Annotated in this window: 11 protein-coding genes and 1 tRNA gene; 8 read left to right on the top strand and 4 right to left on the bottom strand. The window is 65.7% G+C overall.

The genetic code is table 11. The annotated features are described in order from the left end of the window. Positions 1–340 precede the first annotated feature (340 nt). Genes ACF07D_RS14330 through ACF07D_RS14315 form a run of 4 tightly spaced genes read left to right on the top strand, consistent with a single transcriptional unit; the run spans position 341 to position 7,152 of the window. Entirely contained in the window at positions 341–1,519 is a 1,179-nt protein-coding gene (locus tag ACF07D_RS14330) for a hypothetical protein (RefSeq protein WP_391505353.1), read from the top strand. 58 nt (positions 1,520–1,577) lie between these two features. After that, positions 1,578–3,080 (top strand): DUF3375 domain-containing protein, encoded by a 1,503-nt coding sequence (locus ACF07D_RS14325; RefSeq protein WP_391505352.1) that lies wholly within the window; start codon positions 1,578–1,580, stop codon positions 3,078–3,080. Between the two features lie 56 nt (positions 3,081–3,136). Then, positions 3,137–3,799: a DUF4194 domain-containing protein gene (locus ACF07D_RS14320; protein WP_391505437.1), complete on the top strand. Its 663-nt coding sequence runs from the start codon at positions 3,137–3,139 to the stop codon at positions 3,797–3,799. After that, a complete protein-coding gene (locus ACF07D_RS14315; RefSeq protein ID WP_391505351.1) occupies positions 3,796–7,152 on the top strand; it encodes an ATP-binding protein in 3,357 nt (1,118 codons plus the stop codon). Before ACF07D_RS14320 ends, ACF07D_RS14315 begins: the two co-directional genes overlap by 4 nt. A gap of 38 nt (positions 7,153–7,190) precedes the next feature. Here the strand turns inward: ACF07D_RS14315 and pdxY are convergent, their stop codons facing one another. Both pdxY and ACF07D_RS14305 read right to left on the bottom strand, forming a co-directional pair. Beyond that, entirely contained in the window at positions 7,191–8,045 is an 855-nt protein-coding gene (pdxY, locus tag ACF07D_RS14310) for a pyridoxal kinase PdxY (protein ID WP_391505350.1), read from the bottom strand. A gap of 77 nt (positions 8,046–8,122) precedes the next feature. Further along, complete coding sequence (locus tag ACF07D_RS14305; RefSeq protein ID WP_391505349.1) at positions 8,123–9,505, bottom strand: FAD-binding oxidoreductase; 1,383 nt, start codon at positions 9,503–9,505, stop codon at positions 8,123–8,125. Between the two features lie 83 nt (positions 9,506–9,588). Between ACF07D_RS14305 and gluQRS the strand changes: the two genes are divergently transcribed. Next, entirely contained in the window at positions 9,589–10,554 is a 966-nt protein-coding gene (gene gluQRS, locus ACF07D_RS14300) for a tRNA glutamyl-Q(34) synthetase GluQRS (protein WP_391505348.1), read from the top strand. On the opposite strand, the gene ACF07D_RS14295 is transcribed toward gluQRS, so the two are convergent. Beyond that, positions 10,544–10,900, bottom strand: a complete 357-nt coding sequence (locus tag ACF07D_RS14295) for a hypothetical protein (RefSeq protein WP_119279497.1) — start codon at positions 10,898–10,900, stop codon at positions 10,544–10,546. The genes gluQRS and ACF07D_RS14295 overlap by 11 nt on opposite strands. Positions 10,901–10,953: 53 nt before the next feature. Beyond that, the gene (locus ACF07D_RS14290) at positions 10,954–11,778 is read right to left on the bottom strand and encodes an SGNH/GDSL hydrolase family protein (protein WP_391505436.1); all 825 of its coding nucleotides are present in this window, start codon (positions 11,776–11,778) and stop codon (positions 10,954–10,956) included. Positions 11,779–11,971: 193 nt separating this feature from the next. Between ACF07D_RS14290 and ACF07D_RS14285 the strand changes: the two genes are divergently transcribed. From ACF07D_RS14285 to ACF07D_RS14275, 3 genes are all read left to right on the top strand, one after another. After that, the gene (locus ACF07D_RS14285) at positions 11,972–13,783 is read left to right on the top strand and encodes a DEAD/DEAH box helicase (RefSeq protein WP_391505347.1); all 1,812 of its coding nucleotides are present in this window, start codon (positions 11,972–11,974) and stop codon (positions 13,781–13,783) included. 35 nt (positions 13,784–13,818) lie between these two features. Next, on the top strand, positions 13,819–14,307 hold the full coding sequence (ybaK, locus tag ACF07D_RS14280; RefSeq protein WP_255809647.1) for a Cys-tRNA(Pro) deacylase: 489 nt from the start codon (positions 13,819–13,821) through the stop codon (positions 14,305–14,307). Between the two features lie 158 nt (positions 14,308–14,465). Next, a tRNA-Leu gene (locus ACF07D_RS14275) sits at positions 14,466–14,551 on the top strand. The last annotated feature ends 264 nt before the right edge of the window (positions 14,552–14,815 follow it).

Genomic DNA, 14,815 nt, shown 5'->3' with positions numbered 1-14,815 from the left:
CGAACCAGGGTAAATATCCGCCCCTTGGAGCACAATCATGAGCAGGGAGCAGCGCCGTATCCCGATTGCAGCACCGATGCCGGTGTAACCGTATTCACTCATGTCGCGTGCATGAAATCTCGCCCCCTGGCTCGAGGCATTCGTTACTTTCCTGCGACAGAGCCGTGCGGAGCAGGTCCCGCAGGGTCGCTGAGTTTCACCCGCGTTCGGGGGCGAGTTGTGGCGAGGTCGCTGTGCGGCGGGCTGAATCATTGAGGCCCGAAAGTCTTCGCCGCGCGCTGCATGGCTACGATGAACACGACCCACCAAAGCTTGCCCGCCCACACAGAGGAGACCACGCATGGCGATCGATACCCAAGCCCTTGTGGCGGCCGCGGCCGCGCAGCTCATCGACGCTGTGCGTTCGGTGCGCAAAGACTACCCAGGCGAAACAATCTACGGCGCCATGTTCCACGAGTTCTACGGTGACGGGACGGTGATGTACTGGCCGATGGTCACTGTCGGCACCGAAGAAACGCTCGCCGAGGTCGTCGCCGAGTACACCGCTCAGTCCGGCCCAGAAGCGGGGCTCGCCGAGTCGCTCCGTTGGTCAGGCCCAGACCTCAGCCACGGCTTCGAGCCGGTTCCCGCACACCAGGCGCTCGCTGACGAGGTGCAGGCCTCGGCAGGTGCGGGCGCTTCGCAATGGGAGCGCCAGTACAATCGGTGGCTGCGGTGCTTCCCCAAGGCCGCGAAGCAGGCGACGAAGCAACTCATCGCAGAGGGGATCGTGGCGAAATCGTTCGTTGCGGTTGCCGCCGACGAAGCAGGCGAACTCATCCCGCTGAGCCTCACGAAGAGGCAGCTCGTGGCGCACTTTCCCGAGTACGACGACGCTGAGCGGGAGCGGCGTCGGCTCGCCGCGCTCCCCCACGCGCAGCGTGTTGCCGAGCTCCTCCCGGAGGCTGTCGCTCCGCGGTACCAGGGGCCGCTCATCGGTGAACACGAGAGCCTTTTGGTCGCTTGCGGTGCTGCGGCCATCCCTGCCCTCGTCAGTGTCGTTCGACACGAGACACTTGCACGGGGCGATGTTGTTGCCGCGCGGCTGCTCGCTGAAATCAACATCGCCACCCCAGAGGTAATCGATGCGCTCGACGGGCTCATGAGGGCGAAGAAAGCGCAGCAGAACTCGCGCGCATGGGCGGCGAGCGCTCTGGCCAGGCTCGGTCGCTCAGACCTGATCCTCACCCGCATCGCCGAACTTCCCACCGACATTGTGGCGAGGGGACTCGCTGACCCCCTCAGCTCCTTCCGCGACCGTGGCGCGCATCGCGCGCTCGACTACGCGCCGGTCGAGCGGGCCCTCGCTGAGCGCCCCGAGCTCGAGCCAGCGTTTGCCGAGGAGCTTCGGCCCGGCAGCGGTTACTGTGCGCTCAGCCAGGACGAGATTCCCACTGCGCGCGCCGCCCTCGCATCGCGGTGGGAGGTTGTGCGCGTACACGCCCGGGCCGTGCTTGAAGACGCGGGTGTCCCGGCGTGATGCCCGCGTTGAGCGGCGACTGTCAATGGAGCGTCGTGCCCAGCGGTATCCTTGGTAAGTGACAAGCTCTCGTTCAGAAATCGCCTTCCAGCGTGCGCTGGTGGCCTTCAAGAACCCGACGCTCGATCTGCTCCACGGGAGGTATGCGCCGTTCGTCGTTTCGGTTCTCTCCGGGATGTTCACGGCTGAGCGGCCATCAGTGCCGATCTCTGACGCCCACGTTGAGGTCGGTAATTTTGTCGACGAGCTTCGGGCAGCGGGCTACGACGCCGACGAGCGTCGGCTCCCCAGCGGATCCGGCCGCGACATCTGCAGGTATTGGGCGCGAGTCGGATGGCTCGTTCCGCAGATCCAAGACGGCGTCGAGCTGTATAGGCTCTCGGCTCAGGCAGTCGGAGCGCTTGAGATCGCTGGGCGCGCGGGTGGCGGCAGTGCGAAGGTGTCGCGCTCGCGCGTGCGAACGCTGCTTGAGTCTGTCGAGCAGCTCACCCAGAGCGCAGAGACTGACCCCGCGAAACGCATCGAGCGGCTCCGCACCGAAAGGGCCGAGATCGACGCCGAGCTCGCCAGCCTGGAAGATGACGACGACTCCTATACGCCCATCGACGACGAGCAGTTGCTCGAGGACACGGAGAACGTGCTGCACCTCGCGCGCGAGCTGCCCGCCGACTTTGTGCGCGTCGCAGAATCGATCAACGCGATGCAGCGTGACGTCATCGCCGAGCTTCGGCGTGACGAGCGCCCAACAGGCGACGTACTGCGGGAGTACCTGCAGCGCGGAGAGCACGTCATGGACGCCACGCCAGAAGGGCGCGCCTTCGCCGGGGCCCTGAAACTCATCGGTGACCCCGTGCACATTGAGGAGCTCACCGATCAACTGCAGTCGATCCTTGGCAGGCCGTTCGCGCGGCTCATGAGTGCCGAGCAGCGATCAGACCTCCGCGCGATCGCGAAGCGGGTGGAGCAGGGCGTCGAAGAGGTGTTGACCGCACAGCGCCGGGCCTCCCACATCATCACGACACAGGTGCGCACGCACGATCCGATTCGCGATCGTGAGGTCGACAGCCTGCTGCGTAGCGTGATGGCGGGGTTGCAAGCCTGGGTTCCCGAGTCGAACGCCAGAGACCGCGTCGAGCCGCTTCGCGCGTTGCCCGGCGCTGGAATCCACCACCTTCGCCAGACTGTCAGTGATCCGCGGCCACCAAACGTGCCCGCGCCGCTCAGCGAGGCCGCCGAGGCGCGAAGTTCCGCTGAGTTCGTCGACGCCGACACGCGTGCGTGGGGTGGACCCAACTACGTCGAGCTCGAGGCTTACGTTGCGGGCCTTCCCGGCAAGGACTTCGACCTTGCCGAAGCGTTCGACAGTATTGGCGATGACGCGACGCGCCGGCCAGCCGATCTGCTCGGAATGCTTGAGCTCGCGCATCGCGCGGGCATGACTGAGGGGGAGCGGGTCTCGACTGTCGAGGCCATTCGCCCAGACGGCACGGCGCGGAAGTTCGCGTTCGCCGCCGTTACCGCCCGCACGGGCCGCGACAACCCCAAGAGTGAAACCGAATGAGTGAGATGCCAGAGCCAGCCGAGACGATCAGTTCAGACGAGATGCCTGACGCCGAGATGCCTGACCTCGGCGACGGTTTCGTCGCACCAGCGCCGATGGAGCGTGACCGCGAGGAGTACTTTGCGGGGGACCGCGGGGTGCTCGACCCTGCAGTTCGGCGCGTGCTTGTGCGACTTCTGCAACGCCGAGTGCTCTTCGCAGACAAGCACAAGGAGGACTGGTCGGTGCTGCTCGAGAACCATCAGGTCATCGAGTCGCGTCTGCACGATTTGTTCATCAGGCTCATCGTTGACCCTGAGCGCGGCGTCGCCTACAAGCAGCAGGTCCGCTCCGAGGAGCTCGAGGTGCCCGTGCTGTTGCGCGACGAGGCCTACAACCGCGCCGAGACGCTCGTGCTCGTCTACCTTCGCACGGTCTACCAGCGCGAGTCGACCGCGGGTGAACCCGCGGTGCGTATCGACGTCGAGGAGATCGAGCAGACGGTGCTCAGCTACTTCACCGACAGCGACGGAAATACGGCAGCACGCCAGAAGACGGTCGAGAAGGCACTGAACCGGCTTCGCAACGAAGGCATTATCGACGAAGAGTCCGAGGGGCGCTACCGGGTCACCCCGCTCGTCGAGGTTGTGCTGAGCGCTGACCGCCTCGGTGAGCTGCAGCGGTGGCTCAAGGAGCAGGTCGCTGACACCGCCGACAAGAACGAGGAATCCGCATCATGACCATGCTCGACACGCTTTTTGGTCTCATCCCCGCCGAGTCGCGCGGCCAGCAGTGGGTCGCAGACGAGCTCCAGCTCGTGAACTGGGGCGGCTACGACGGCGCACACAGGGTGCGATTCTCACCGCGCGCGACGCTGTTGTGTGGCGGGTCAGGATCCGGTAAGTCCACGCTCATGGACGCCTACATCGCGCTCATGATGCCGCATACGACACCGTTCAATGGCGCCTCAAACGGCGGCGTCTCGGGTCGCTCGCGAGGCGAGGAGCAGCGCAATATCCTGTCCTACGGCCGCGGCAAGCTCGACGAGTCGCGCACCGATGCGGGGACGCAGGTGCGCGTGCTGCGCGGGGACGGCGAGGACACGTGGACTGCGATCGCGGCCACCTGGCTCGATCACGACGGTTCGCGATTCACCGCGTTGCGAGCCTGGTACATTCCGGCGACCGCGCGAATCATCGAGGACACGGTCCGGGTTCGCGCAACTGTCGACGGGACTTTCGACCTTGGCGCCCTTGAGGCAGCGGCGGCTCAGCGGCTGAGCGACGCCGCTGTTCGGGCGGCCGGGCTCGAGACGTACTCGACCGACCGAGAGTTCTCGGCGAAGATCCACTCGGTGCTCGGCATCGGCGCCTCAGGCGCCGGGGCGAAGGCGATGAGCCTGCTTGCGCGCATCCAGGCGGGACAGCAGATCACGACAGTCGACGAGTTGTACAAGCGGATGGTGCTCGAAGAACCCGAGACGCTCGCGACTGCGGACGCTGTCGTCGAACACTTTGACGAGCTTGAGAGCACGCGCATGCGCATGGTCACCGCGCAGCGGCAGGTGCGCGCCCTGCGGCCGATCCGCGACATGCGGGGCCGGATCCTCGCCGCAGCGGATCAGCTGCGCCTCATCGACGACATTGGCCGATTCGACGACCCAGACTCACTCTCGGCGCTCTGGCGGACAGGGCGCAGGCTCGAGCTCCTGCGCGACGTCGAAGCCGAGTTGCGGCAGGACAAGGCCGCGGCCGACACTGAGGTGCGCACACAGCAGGCGCTGGCGGCGGCGGCTGAAGCTGAACGCGAGGGTCTCGTCGAGGTGCTCCGAAACTCCGGCGGCGACCAGATCGAACGTGCCGAGCGTGATCTCTCGATCATTGAGAAGCAGCTCGAGGTAGTGAGCGCCTCGCGCCGCAGGTTCGACGAGGCAATCGCTCCGATTGGTGAAGACGCGAGCACGGAGAAAGCATTCAGGCAGCTCATCGGCCATGCCCAGGCTGCGCTCGCCGACCCGCACGCGAAGGCCGCGGTGCGCGACGCCTACGCCGACGCCCGGGGCAAGACGAACGCGCTGCGCGAGCAGGTCTCCGACCTCGCGAAGGAAAGCGGCCGCGCCGAGTCGCTCCGCGGAAACATTCCCGGTCATCTCCACGAGGCCCGCGAGCTGCTTGCCAGCGCAGCGGGGATCCCAATTGAGGAGCTACCGTTCGTTGGTGAGCTCATCGAGGTTCGCACCGAATTTGAGCCGTGGCGCCAGGCGTTCAACCTCGCCCTCGGCGGGTTCGCCACGACGCTGCTCATCGACACCGCGAACCTCGGCAGGTTTCGGCAGGCAATCAACGAGGTGCGGCTCCCGATGCGCCTGCGCTACGAGGGCGCCCACACCGATCGCGGCTGGCATGCGCGGCTCGACTCCGCGAAACTCCCTGGCAGGCTTGAATTCCGCGACACCCCGTTCACTGGGTGGCTGATGGACAGGCTCGAGGAGCAGTTCGGCTTCGTCTGCGTTGACACCGCCGCGGCTCTCTCGGAACACCGCATGGCGCTGAGCATCAGCGGGCAGATGTCGCAGGGTTCCCGCGGGGCTCACGGTGGCCACGGCCGCGCGAACGTGCTCGGGTTCTCAAACCAGCGCAGGCTCGACGACCTCGCGGGTCAGGCGGGCGACCTCTCGGCGCGGCTCACCGCGGCGACGAAAGCCGAGAAGGAGGCTGCTGCAGCCCTCGACGCGCTCGATGCGCGACACGCGGCCTACGCGAAGATCAGTGACCTCACGTGGGATCAGGTCGACGTGGCGACGCTCGAAACGCAGCGCGACAAATGGCTTGCGCTCGTTGCAGAGCTCGTGTCGGGGAACCCCAAGCTTGAGTCGCTGAAGGCCCAGATCGGCCAACTCAAGCAGAAGCTCGCCGACCTGCAAAAGGCGCTCGGCCGCGCCGAAGCGCGTCAGGAGAAGATCGCCACAGATTGGGCGCACATCACCGACGAGGTCGACGAGGCGCAGCGCGCCGTCGACGACGCGGAAGACCAGGAGCGCCGGCTCGATCCTGATCAGCTTGCCTACCTCGACGAGCGATTCGACAGCCCGGCGGGTGCGCCCGCACGCAGCAAGCTTGAGGCGCTCGCCAGGTTCGACGCGGCCCTCGACAGTGCGTCGCGCCTGCTGCGGGAGGACCAAGCCGCCGCGCAGCTCACGCTCGAGGAACAGCGGCTGCACCTGAAGCGAGCTCTCGAGGGGTTCCTCGAAAGCTGGCCGAACCCGAACCTCCGCGCCGACCCAGACTCGTCGCTCGCCGACTTCGAGCGGATTCTCTCGGAGCTTGAGACGAGCGGACTCCACGAGCTCGAAGCCGAGTGGAAGCAGAGCCTGCTGAAGCTGTCGGGCAACGACCTGACAAACCTCGACTCGATGCTCAGCCGTGCGCTTCGTGAAATCAGGGAACGCATCGAGCCCATCAACCGCATCATGCAGGATCTGCCGTTCTACGACGATGAGCACCGGCTGCAGATCACGCCGCGTGAGAATCAGTCGGAGGCGAGGCGCAGGTTCCGCGCCGAGCTGCGCGAAGTCCGCGCGCTCATTAGCGAAGCGAAGTCGGATGAGGATCGCGCGGAGGCGTACGAGCGGATGAAGAAGTTCATCGGCAGGATCAGGCGTTCGGCCCCCGACTTCGCGGAACTCGTCGACGTGCGCAACCACGTACGCGTGAGCGCCGAGAAGGTGCACGCAGTGACGAAACAGCACGCGGCGCTGTACGACCACATCGGCGAGAAATCTGGTGGCGAGTCGCAGGAGCTCATCGCCTTCATCGTCGGTGCTGCGCTACGGTACCAGCTCGGCGACGCCGACGCCGAGCGGCCGCGCTACGCGCCCGTCTTCCTTGACGAGGCCCTGATTAAGGCCGACGCACACTTCACGAAGCGCGCGATCGGGGCGTGGCGGGGACTCGGCTTCCAGCTCGTCATCGGAGCCCCGAACGACAAGTACAGCGCGATTGAACCGCACGTCGACGTCGAGTACGACATCCTGAAAGACACGAGCGGGAGGTCGTGGGCGAAGCCGAAGGTGGGGCTGCCGGAGGCCCGGTAGCCCGGTAGCTCTGGTAGCTCCGGTAGACCTGAGGATGGCTAGCGGACCCGCTGCGCGGCGAACTGCATGCTCGGGTGTGCGTAGGCCTCCTGCGACTCGACGAGCTGCAGTTCGCGCTGACCGGAGGCGAGCGTGTTTTCGAGCAGGGTGAACACGCTCGATGCAGTACGGGCGAGTGCGTCGCCGGTGTCGCCAGTCGCCGTGAGGTGCGCCGTGAAGAGGGCAGCGGTGACGTCGCCCGAGCCGTTCGCCTTGAGTGGCAGCCGCGGGGTCTCGATGAGCCAAGCCTCGTTGTCGTGGACGGCGAGCATCTCGATCACACCGTCGGCCGCGCGTTCTGGGCGCTCTACGCTCGTGACGAGGACCGTGCTTGGCCCAATCTCACGCGCGAGGTCGACGGACTCGAGCGTGGACTCGAGCGTCGTCGGAGTCGTGCCCGTGATGAAGCCGAGCTCGAACTGGTTCGGGGTGATGAGGTCTGCGCGCGGCACGACGCGGTCGCGGATAAGGTTCTGGACCTCGGGGGCGACATGGCAGCCCGAGACAGCGTTGCCAAGCACTGGGTCGCACGCGTAGACAGCGTTCGGGCTGTGCTGCTTCACCCTGTCGACGGCGTCGAGGATCGCGTCACCAATGTCGTCGCCGCCCTGGTAGCCGGAGAGCACAGCGTCGACGCCTGCAAGCCCGCCGCGCTCCTCGATCCCTGTGACGATTTCCCGTACGTCGTTGCCCGAGAACATTGGTCCCCGCCACGCGCCGTACCCTGTGTGGTTCGAGAACGCGACGGTAAAGACTGGCATGACCTCGACCCCGATCCGCTGCAGCGGAAACACTGCGGCCGAATTGCCGACGTGGCCGTAGGAGACTGATGACTGGATCGACAGAATGCGCATTGTCTGATCCTTTCACTGGACCACGCAGTGATCCACTTCGCGCCTGTGTGGGTGGACCACTCGCCGGTGTGCTCCCGTTAGATCGCGCGACCCGGGGTGAGGATGCTGCGCGGATCAAGCGTGCGCTTGATTGCCCGCTGCACGTCGAGCGACACCTCATCCAGTTGCCAGGCGAGCTCATGCTGCTTCACAAGCCCGATGCCGTGCTCTCCGGTGATAGTGCCGTCGAAAGAGAGCGCGAGGCGGGTGATGTCGTCGATGATGGCGTCGGCCGCGGCGATCCCAGTTGGAGTGTCGGGCGCGGCGACTTTGCAGTGCAGGTTTCCGTCGCCAGCGTGTGCGACGCTCGCGACCTCGATCCCGTGCTGCCTCGAGATGTCGGCGACCCCAGTGAACATTTCCGCGAGCCGCGAGACAGGCACACCCACGTCGCAGGAGATCTTCAGCCCACGGGCGCTGAGCGCAGGATTCGATTTTCTACGCGCCTCAACAAGGTCGTCGTTCACGGCGACCGCGCCCGCTATCGCGCCGCGCCCGCGACAGATGGCGAGGATGGCCTCGGCCTGCGCGGCTGCGCCTGCGCCCACGGTCTGGCCGACGAGCAGTGCGCCGCGCGGGATGCGAATCCCCGATGGGAACACTTCCTCGATCGCCCGGACGGTGAGGGAGTCCATGAGCTCGAGAACCTCGGGTCGCGAGTCGGACCCGACGATCTCCGTGACAGCGGCGCCCGACTCGGCGAGCGCGTCAAACTCGGCCCAAAACGTCACCGGAGCGCCAACGGGGACCGACTCGAGCCGAACCACCGCCTCAACGATCACCCCGAGAGTGCCCTCGGATCCGACGAACAGCCGCGTCAGATCGTACCCGACGACGTTCTTGCGAGTCCTGGCGCCAGTCCGCAGAATCCTGCCATCGGCCAGTACAACGGTGAGCGCCGCAACCCAGTCGGAGGTCACGCCGTGTGCGACGCAGCGAAGTCCGCCTGCATTCGTCGCGATGTTGCCGCCAACCGTGCAGGTTCGAACGCTCGCCGGGTCGGGCGGAAAGAATAGTCCGTGCGCGTGCGCCGCGTCGTCGAGATCGGCCGTGATGACTCCCGGCTGCACCGTCGCAAGCCTGTCTTCAGGTGCGATATCGACGATCTTGTTCATGCGCTCAAGAGAGACGATTAGTCCACCGTCGTACGCTGTCGCCCCGCCAACGAGGCCAGTGCCAGCGCCGCGGATGCTGACCGGGACCTCGTGCTCGTGCGCCCACGCGAGCGCCGCCGAGACGTCCTCAGCAGACTCCGCGAGCACGAGGCCGAGCGCCGTACCCGCAAATGTGGCCCGCGAGGAGTCATTCTCGTAGGTCGCGACGCGGGATCTGTCAGTCACCAGTCTCGGCCCGAGCGCTTCGCGTAGGTTTGCGAGATCCTGCTCCCGCACGCCACGCTTCCCGGTCTCGCTTGTGTTCACCCGTACCTCCTCGTCGCTTCTCGCCCCAGCGTAGCGCGCAAGCCGCTGGCGGCGTGGCGCCTGCGCCGTGGGAACATAGAGCGGTGAGTACCCTACGAGCGTCAACTCCGTCGGCGGCGACCCACCAGGGTGCCGGTCGATACGCCCCAAGCCCCTCAGGCGAGCTTCACCTCGGGAACCTGCGAACCGCCCTTGTTGCATGGCTGTTCGCGCGGTCGACCGGCAGGAGATTTCTCGTGAGGGTTGAGGACCTCGACCGCGCGCGTGACGCCGGGACCGCGGGTGCGCAGCTCGCCGACCTGCGAGCCCTCGGCATTGATTGGGACGGTGACCCGGTGCTGCAGACTGATAGCGGCGAGGCGCACGAGGCAGCGATCGCCCAGCTTGCGAGCGCCGGGCTCGTCTACGAGTGCACGTGCACGAGGAAGGACATTCTTGCGGCGCCCACAGCGCCGCACGCTCCTCCGGGGGCGTACCCGGGAACGTGCAGGGACCTGACCGATGCTGAACGCGCGGCGGCCCGGGCGAGGATCGCCCCGCGACTTCCGGCGCTCAGACTGCGGGCGCCCGAGGGGGAGTCGCGCCTCGCGTTCGACGACGCGCTCCTGGGCCGCACGGAGGGTGACATCGACGACCTCGTTCTCAAACGCGGAGACGGCACCGTTGCCTATAACCTCGCGGTTGTCGTTGATGACGCGGCGATGGGCGTCGACCAGATCGTGCGCGGTGACGACCTCGCATCGTCAACTCCGCGCCAGATCCTGCTACAGCGACTGCTCGGGCTTCCAACCCCACCCGAGGTGAGCTACGCGCACGTGCCCCTCGTGCTCGGGCCGACGGGAGCTCGCCTCGCGAAACGAGACGGGGCGGTAACGCTGAGCGACCTCTGGGCAGCGGGCATGGCATCAGCCGACGTGCTCGCAATGCTCGCCGGGTCTCTGGGGCTCGCAGGCGCCGAAGAGCGCGTAACCGCATCGCAGCTCGTCTCACGATTCGACCCTGCGGCGCTCCCACGCGAGCCCTGGGTCTGGCGCCCTGCTAGCGCTTGAAAGCGCGAATGACGCGGGCGAGTGCCCTGCCAGCAACCCACACGAACGGCACGCCAACCGTGAGCAGCGCGATGAGGTTCGGTTCGAACTTCGTGTGACCGTCGCGGGTGATGTACGCGCCGATCGGCAGCGATACGCCGCCGCCACCGCCGCCCGAGCCCTCGCCCGAGAGCGACTCGTCTGAGCCGGCGCCTGATCCCGCGCCGCCCTCGCCCGCACCAAAAATGTAGCTGCCGACTGCGACAGGCATGATTGCCGTGCCGTCAACTTCGACGACCTCGCCGTAGGCAGTGGTCACGCCTGTCTGAGTTACGGTGTCTGCGATCTGCTTCGTAATGTAGGGCATGCTCCCACCATACTTTGCGCGGCCGAGTGTGCGAAGTGAAATCTCCGTGAGACCTAGTCGGCGTGACCGTGGCGCGGCCGAAGCGGTTGCGGCTCGGGGCGCTTCGGCTCGATGTCGTCGCCCGAGGACACGTGCTTGATTCGGCGGACCACCCACGGAACAAGGTGCTCTCGGGCCCAGACAACGTCGTCCTTGCGCGCCTGCCGCCACGTGCGCTCGAGAAGCGTCGGCGGATCCAACGGCCCAAGATCGTGCTGAACGTTGAGTGCGTCAAGCGCCGCCCGCGCAATCGTGTGGTGTCCGAGCGCGTTCATGTGCAGCCTGTCGCCAGCCCAGTATCTGCTGTCCTGGAGCTCCTCGATTGCCCACTGATCAACGACGTAGCAGTCGTGTCGCTGCGCGACCTTGCGAACGTTCTCGTTGAAGATCGCGACCTTGCCCCGGATCGAACGGAAGACAGGCTGAAACGCAACATCGACGCCTGTGAAGATCAGGATCGTCGCGCCTGTCTCCTTCAACCGCGAGACGATGTAATCGAGCTTCGCAGCGACCTCGTCGGGATCGGTGCCGGGGCGAATGACGTCATTTCCGCCGGCGCACACGCTCACGAGATCGGGACGCAGCTCCATAGCCGCGTCGAGCTGCTCGTCGATGATCTGCTGGATGAGCTTTCCGCGGACAGCGAGGTTCGCATACGCAAACTCATCGTTTTGTGCGGCGAGCACCTCGGCGAAGCGGTCGGCCCAACCACGAAGTCCGCCGGGGCTATCTGGATCCGGATCGCCAAGGCCCTCAGTGAAAGAATCACCGATGGCGATGAATCGCGACCACGGCAACTCCTGGTTCTCACCAGTTCCATCGTGCGGTCCGCTGCTCAAGCGTGAATCGTCAACCACAGTCTCGGCTCCTTGTTCATTCTGCTATTACCCATGTCGCATATGGTCTGCGCTAACCTGCATTGGCGCAGCTTCTGCACCTCGAAGGGGCAGCCTCTCAGCGCCACAGAAGCGACGCGCTCGGGCTGACGCGCTCCAAGGCACGAATAAGCGTTCATGGGTAGTCTAAGACGTTGTGATTGAATCGGCAGAAGACGGGACTCTCCTCCCAGGAACGTTTGCCGCCGAGCACCTCCCGCCCGCATACCCAGAGCGGGCTGCGCGCGGTACCGCGGGAAACCTCCGAGCCTGGCAGCAAGAGGCGATTAACCTCTACCTGGAGCGAAACCCGCGTGACTTCCTCGCGTCGGCGACCCCCGGCGCTGGCAAGACGACGTTCGCGCTGAGGCTCGCCGCGACCCTGCGTGGTAACCAGACCGTGTCCCAGATCATCGTCGTCGCTCCAACTGAGCACCTGAAGGTGCAGTGGGCCGACGCGGCCGCCAGGGCAGGGATCAGGTTGAACCCGCGCTACTCGAACAACGACGGGCTCGGGTACGGTCGCCACTACGACGGCGTCGTCGTCACGTATGCCCAGGTTGCAATGAAGCCGGTGCAACACAGGCTGCTTACCGAGTTCACCGACACACTCGTCATCATGGACGAGGTGCACCACGGTGGTGATGCGCTCAGTTGGGGCGACGCCATCCGTGAGGCCTACGGGACGGCAAAACGCAGACTCTCCCTCACGGGAACCCCGTTCCGCTCCGACGAAGCGCCGATCCCGTTCGTGCAGTACGCCCCGCAAGGCGACGGATCCAGAGTCTCCCTCACCGACTACGACTACGGCTACGGTCGCGCCCTCGCCGATGGAATCGTTCGCCCCGTCATTTTCATGGTCTACGCGGGCAAGATGCGCTGGCAGACCTCAGCTGGCGAAGAAATGGAAGCCCGGCTCGGCGAGGGCAACACGAAAGACGTCACGAGCCAAGCCTGGCGCACCGCCCTCGACCCCGCAGGGGACTGGATGGGCAAGGTGCTCCGGGCCGCAGATCGGCGACTCACAGAGGTGCGCGGCCACATCCCCGACGCCGGTGGCCTCGTCATTGCGACCGACCACGCCTCGGCGAAAGCCTACGCGCAGATGCTCCACGAGATCTCGGGTGAGGAAGTGGCGCTGATCCTGTCCGACGACGCTGGGGCCTCGGAGCGAATCGACAGCTATTCCGCGGGAACCTCGCGCTGGATGGTCGCTGTGCGCATGGTGTCTGAGGGCGTGGACGTGCCGAGGCTCGCCGTCGGCGTGTACGCGACGAGCTCGTCGACGCCGCTCTTCTTCGCGCAGGCGATCGGACGCTTCGTGCGCTCACGTCGCCGGGGCGAGGTCGCCTCGGTATTCATTCCGAACGTGCCACCGCTCATGGAACTCGCCGCGCAGCTCGAGAAGGAGCGCAACCACGTACTCGAGGGACCAAAGTCCGCGGAAGAGATGTGGGACGCAGAGGCGGCACTCATGGCCGAGGCTGAGCGCGAGGACAAAGCCTCAGACGACCTCATCGAAGATGAATTCAAGTACCAGGCGCTCGAGTCTGACGCTCACTTCGACAGGGCGGTGTTCGACGGGGCAGAGTTCGGCGGCTACGCCGAGGTCGAGACCGAGGAAGAACTCGACTTCCTTGGATTCCCCGGCATCCTCGAGCCGCAAGAGGTACGCGCTTTGCTGCAGCAGCGGCAGTCGAAGCAGGCGCGTCGCAGCGCGCAGAATCAGGGAATTCTCGAACACGCACCCGAAAAGGCTGAGGCGCCTGGCGCTCTGCATCGAACGCTGAAGGAACAGCGAAAGCTGCTCTCGAGTCTCGTCGGTATGTACTCGCGTGTGAGCGGCGAGCCGCACAAGGACATTCACAATGAGCTCAGGCGGTCGTGTGGCGGGCCTGCCGTTGCACAGGCGTCCGTCACCCAGCTGCAGAAGCGCATTGACCTGCTCAGGCGGCGGCTCCGGCCGTAACCCCGAGCAGTGGCTGCGCACGTATGGTGGTGGTCATGGCAAAGAAAGCGGCTGGGGCGACGCCGGCGATGGTTGCGCTCACGAAGGCTGGAATCGAATTCACCGTCCGAAGCTACACCCACGATCCGGCGGAAACCGACTTTGGGGGAGAAGCTGCGCGCGAACTCGGGATTGAGGAGACGCGGGTCTTCAAGACGCTGCTCGCCGATCTCGATGGCTCGCTCGTCGTTGCGGTTGTTCCAGTTGCGGGAATGCTCGATCTGAAGGCGCTCGCATCTGCGCTCGGTGGCAAGCGAGCGCAGATGGCGGACCCGAAGATCGCCGAGAGGAAGACCGGCTACGTCGTCGGCGGCATCAGCCCGCTCGGGCAGAAGACGCGTTTGGCTACAGTCATAGACATATCCGCGCCCGGGTTCTCATCGATTCTCGTCTCCGGGGGTCGGCGAGGGCTTGATATCGAGCTTTCTGCCGAGGATCTCGCACGTGCGACGGGCGGGAGCTTCGCGGCAATTGCGAGAGTGTGAGAATGGCGAAGATCGTTGCGGGCATTGGCATGCAGGACTTTCGGGCGGCTTGAGGGGGCCCGCGCCGCGCCCGGCTGCGTGGGGTGATTCGCATTGCGCCAACATTCCATGCTAAATTATTCTCTGTTCGGCCGGTGAGAAACCAGCCAGACAGATTCGCGCGGATGGCGGAATTGGTAGACGCGCTAGCTTGAGGTGCTAGTGCCCGTATTAGGGCGTGGGGGTTCAAGTCCCCCTTCGCGCACGTGAATCGAGTAAGGCCCCTGCTTCGGCAGGGGCCTTGTTGCATTGTGGTGGGCCGGCAGTGCCCGCCGACAGCGCGTGGGTGTGCCCGATCAGTACACACGACCCCTGCACGCCGACAGCGCGTGGCGGTGCTTGCCGAGTGCACACGACCCCTGCACGTGTACACGGGGCGGGTTCAGGTTGCTAGTGCAACACCCTGAACCTTGAATGGAATCAACATGGGTGTACACCATCCCTGGGAAACCCGACTCGCGGTCTACGC

It is taken from the genome of Leucobacter sp. NPDC015123 (genome assembly GCF_043080205.1).
GTDB classification, from domain to species: domain Bacteria; phylum Actinomycetota; class Actinomycetes; order Actinomycetales; family Microbacteriaceae; genus Leucobacter; species Leucobacter aridicollis_A.
The sequence above is the reverse complement of the archived record's forward strand: the minus strand, read 5'-3'. Positions and strand labels throughout refer to the sequence as shown.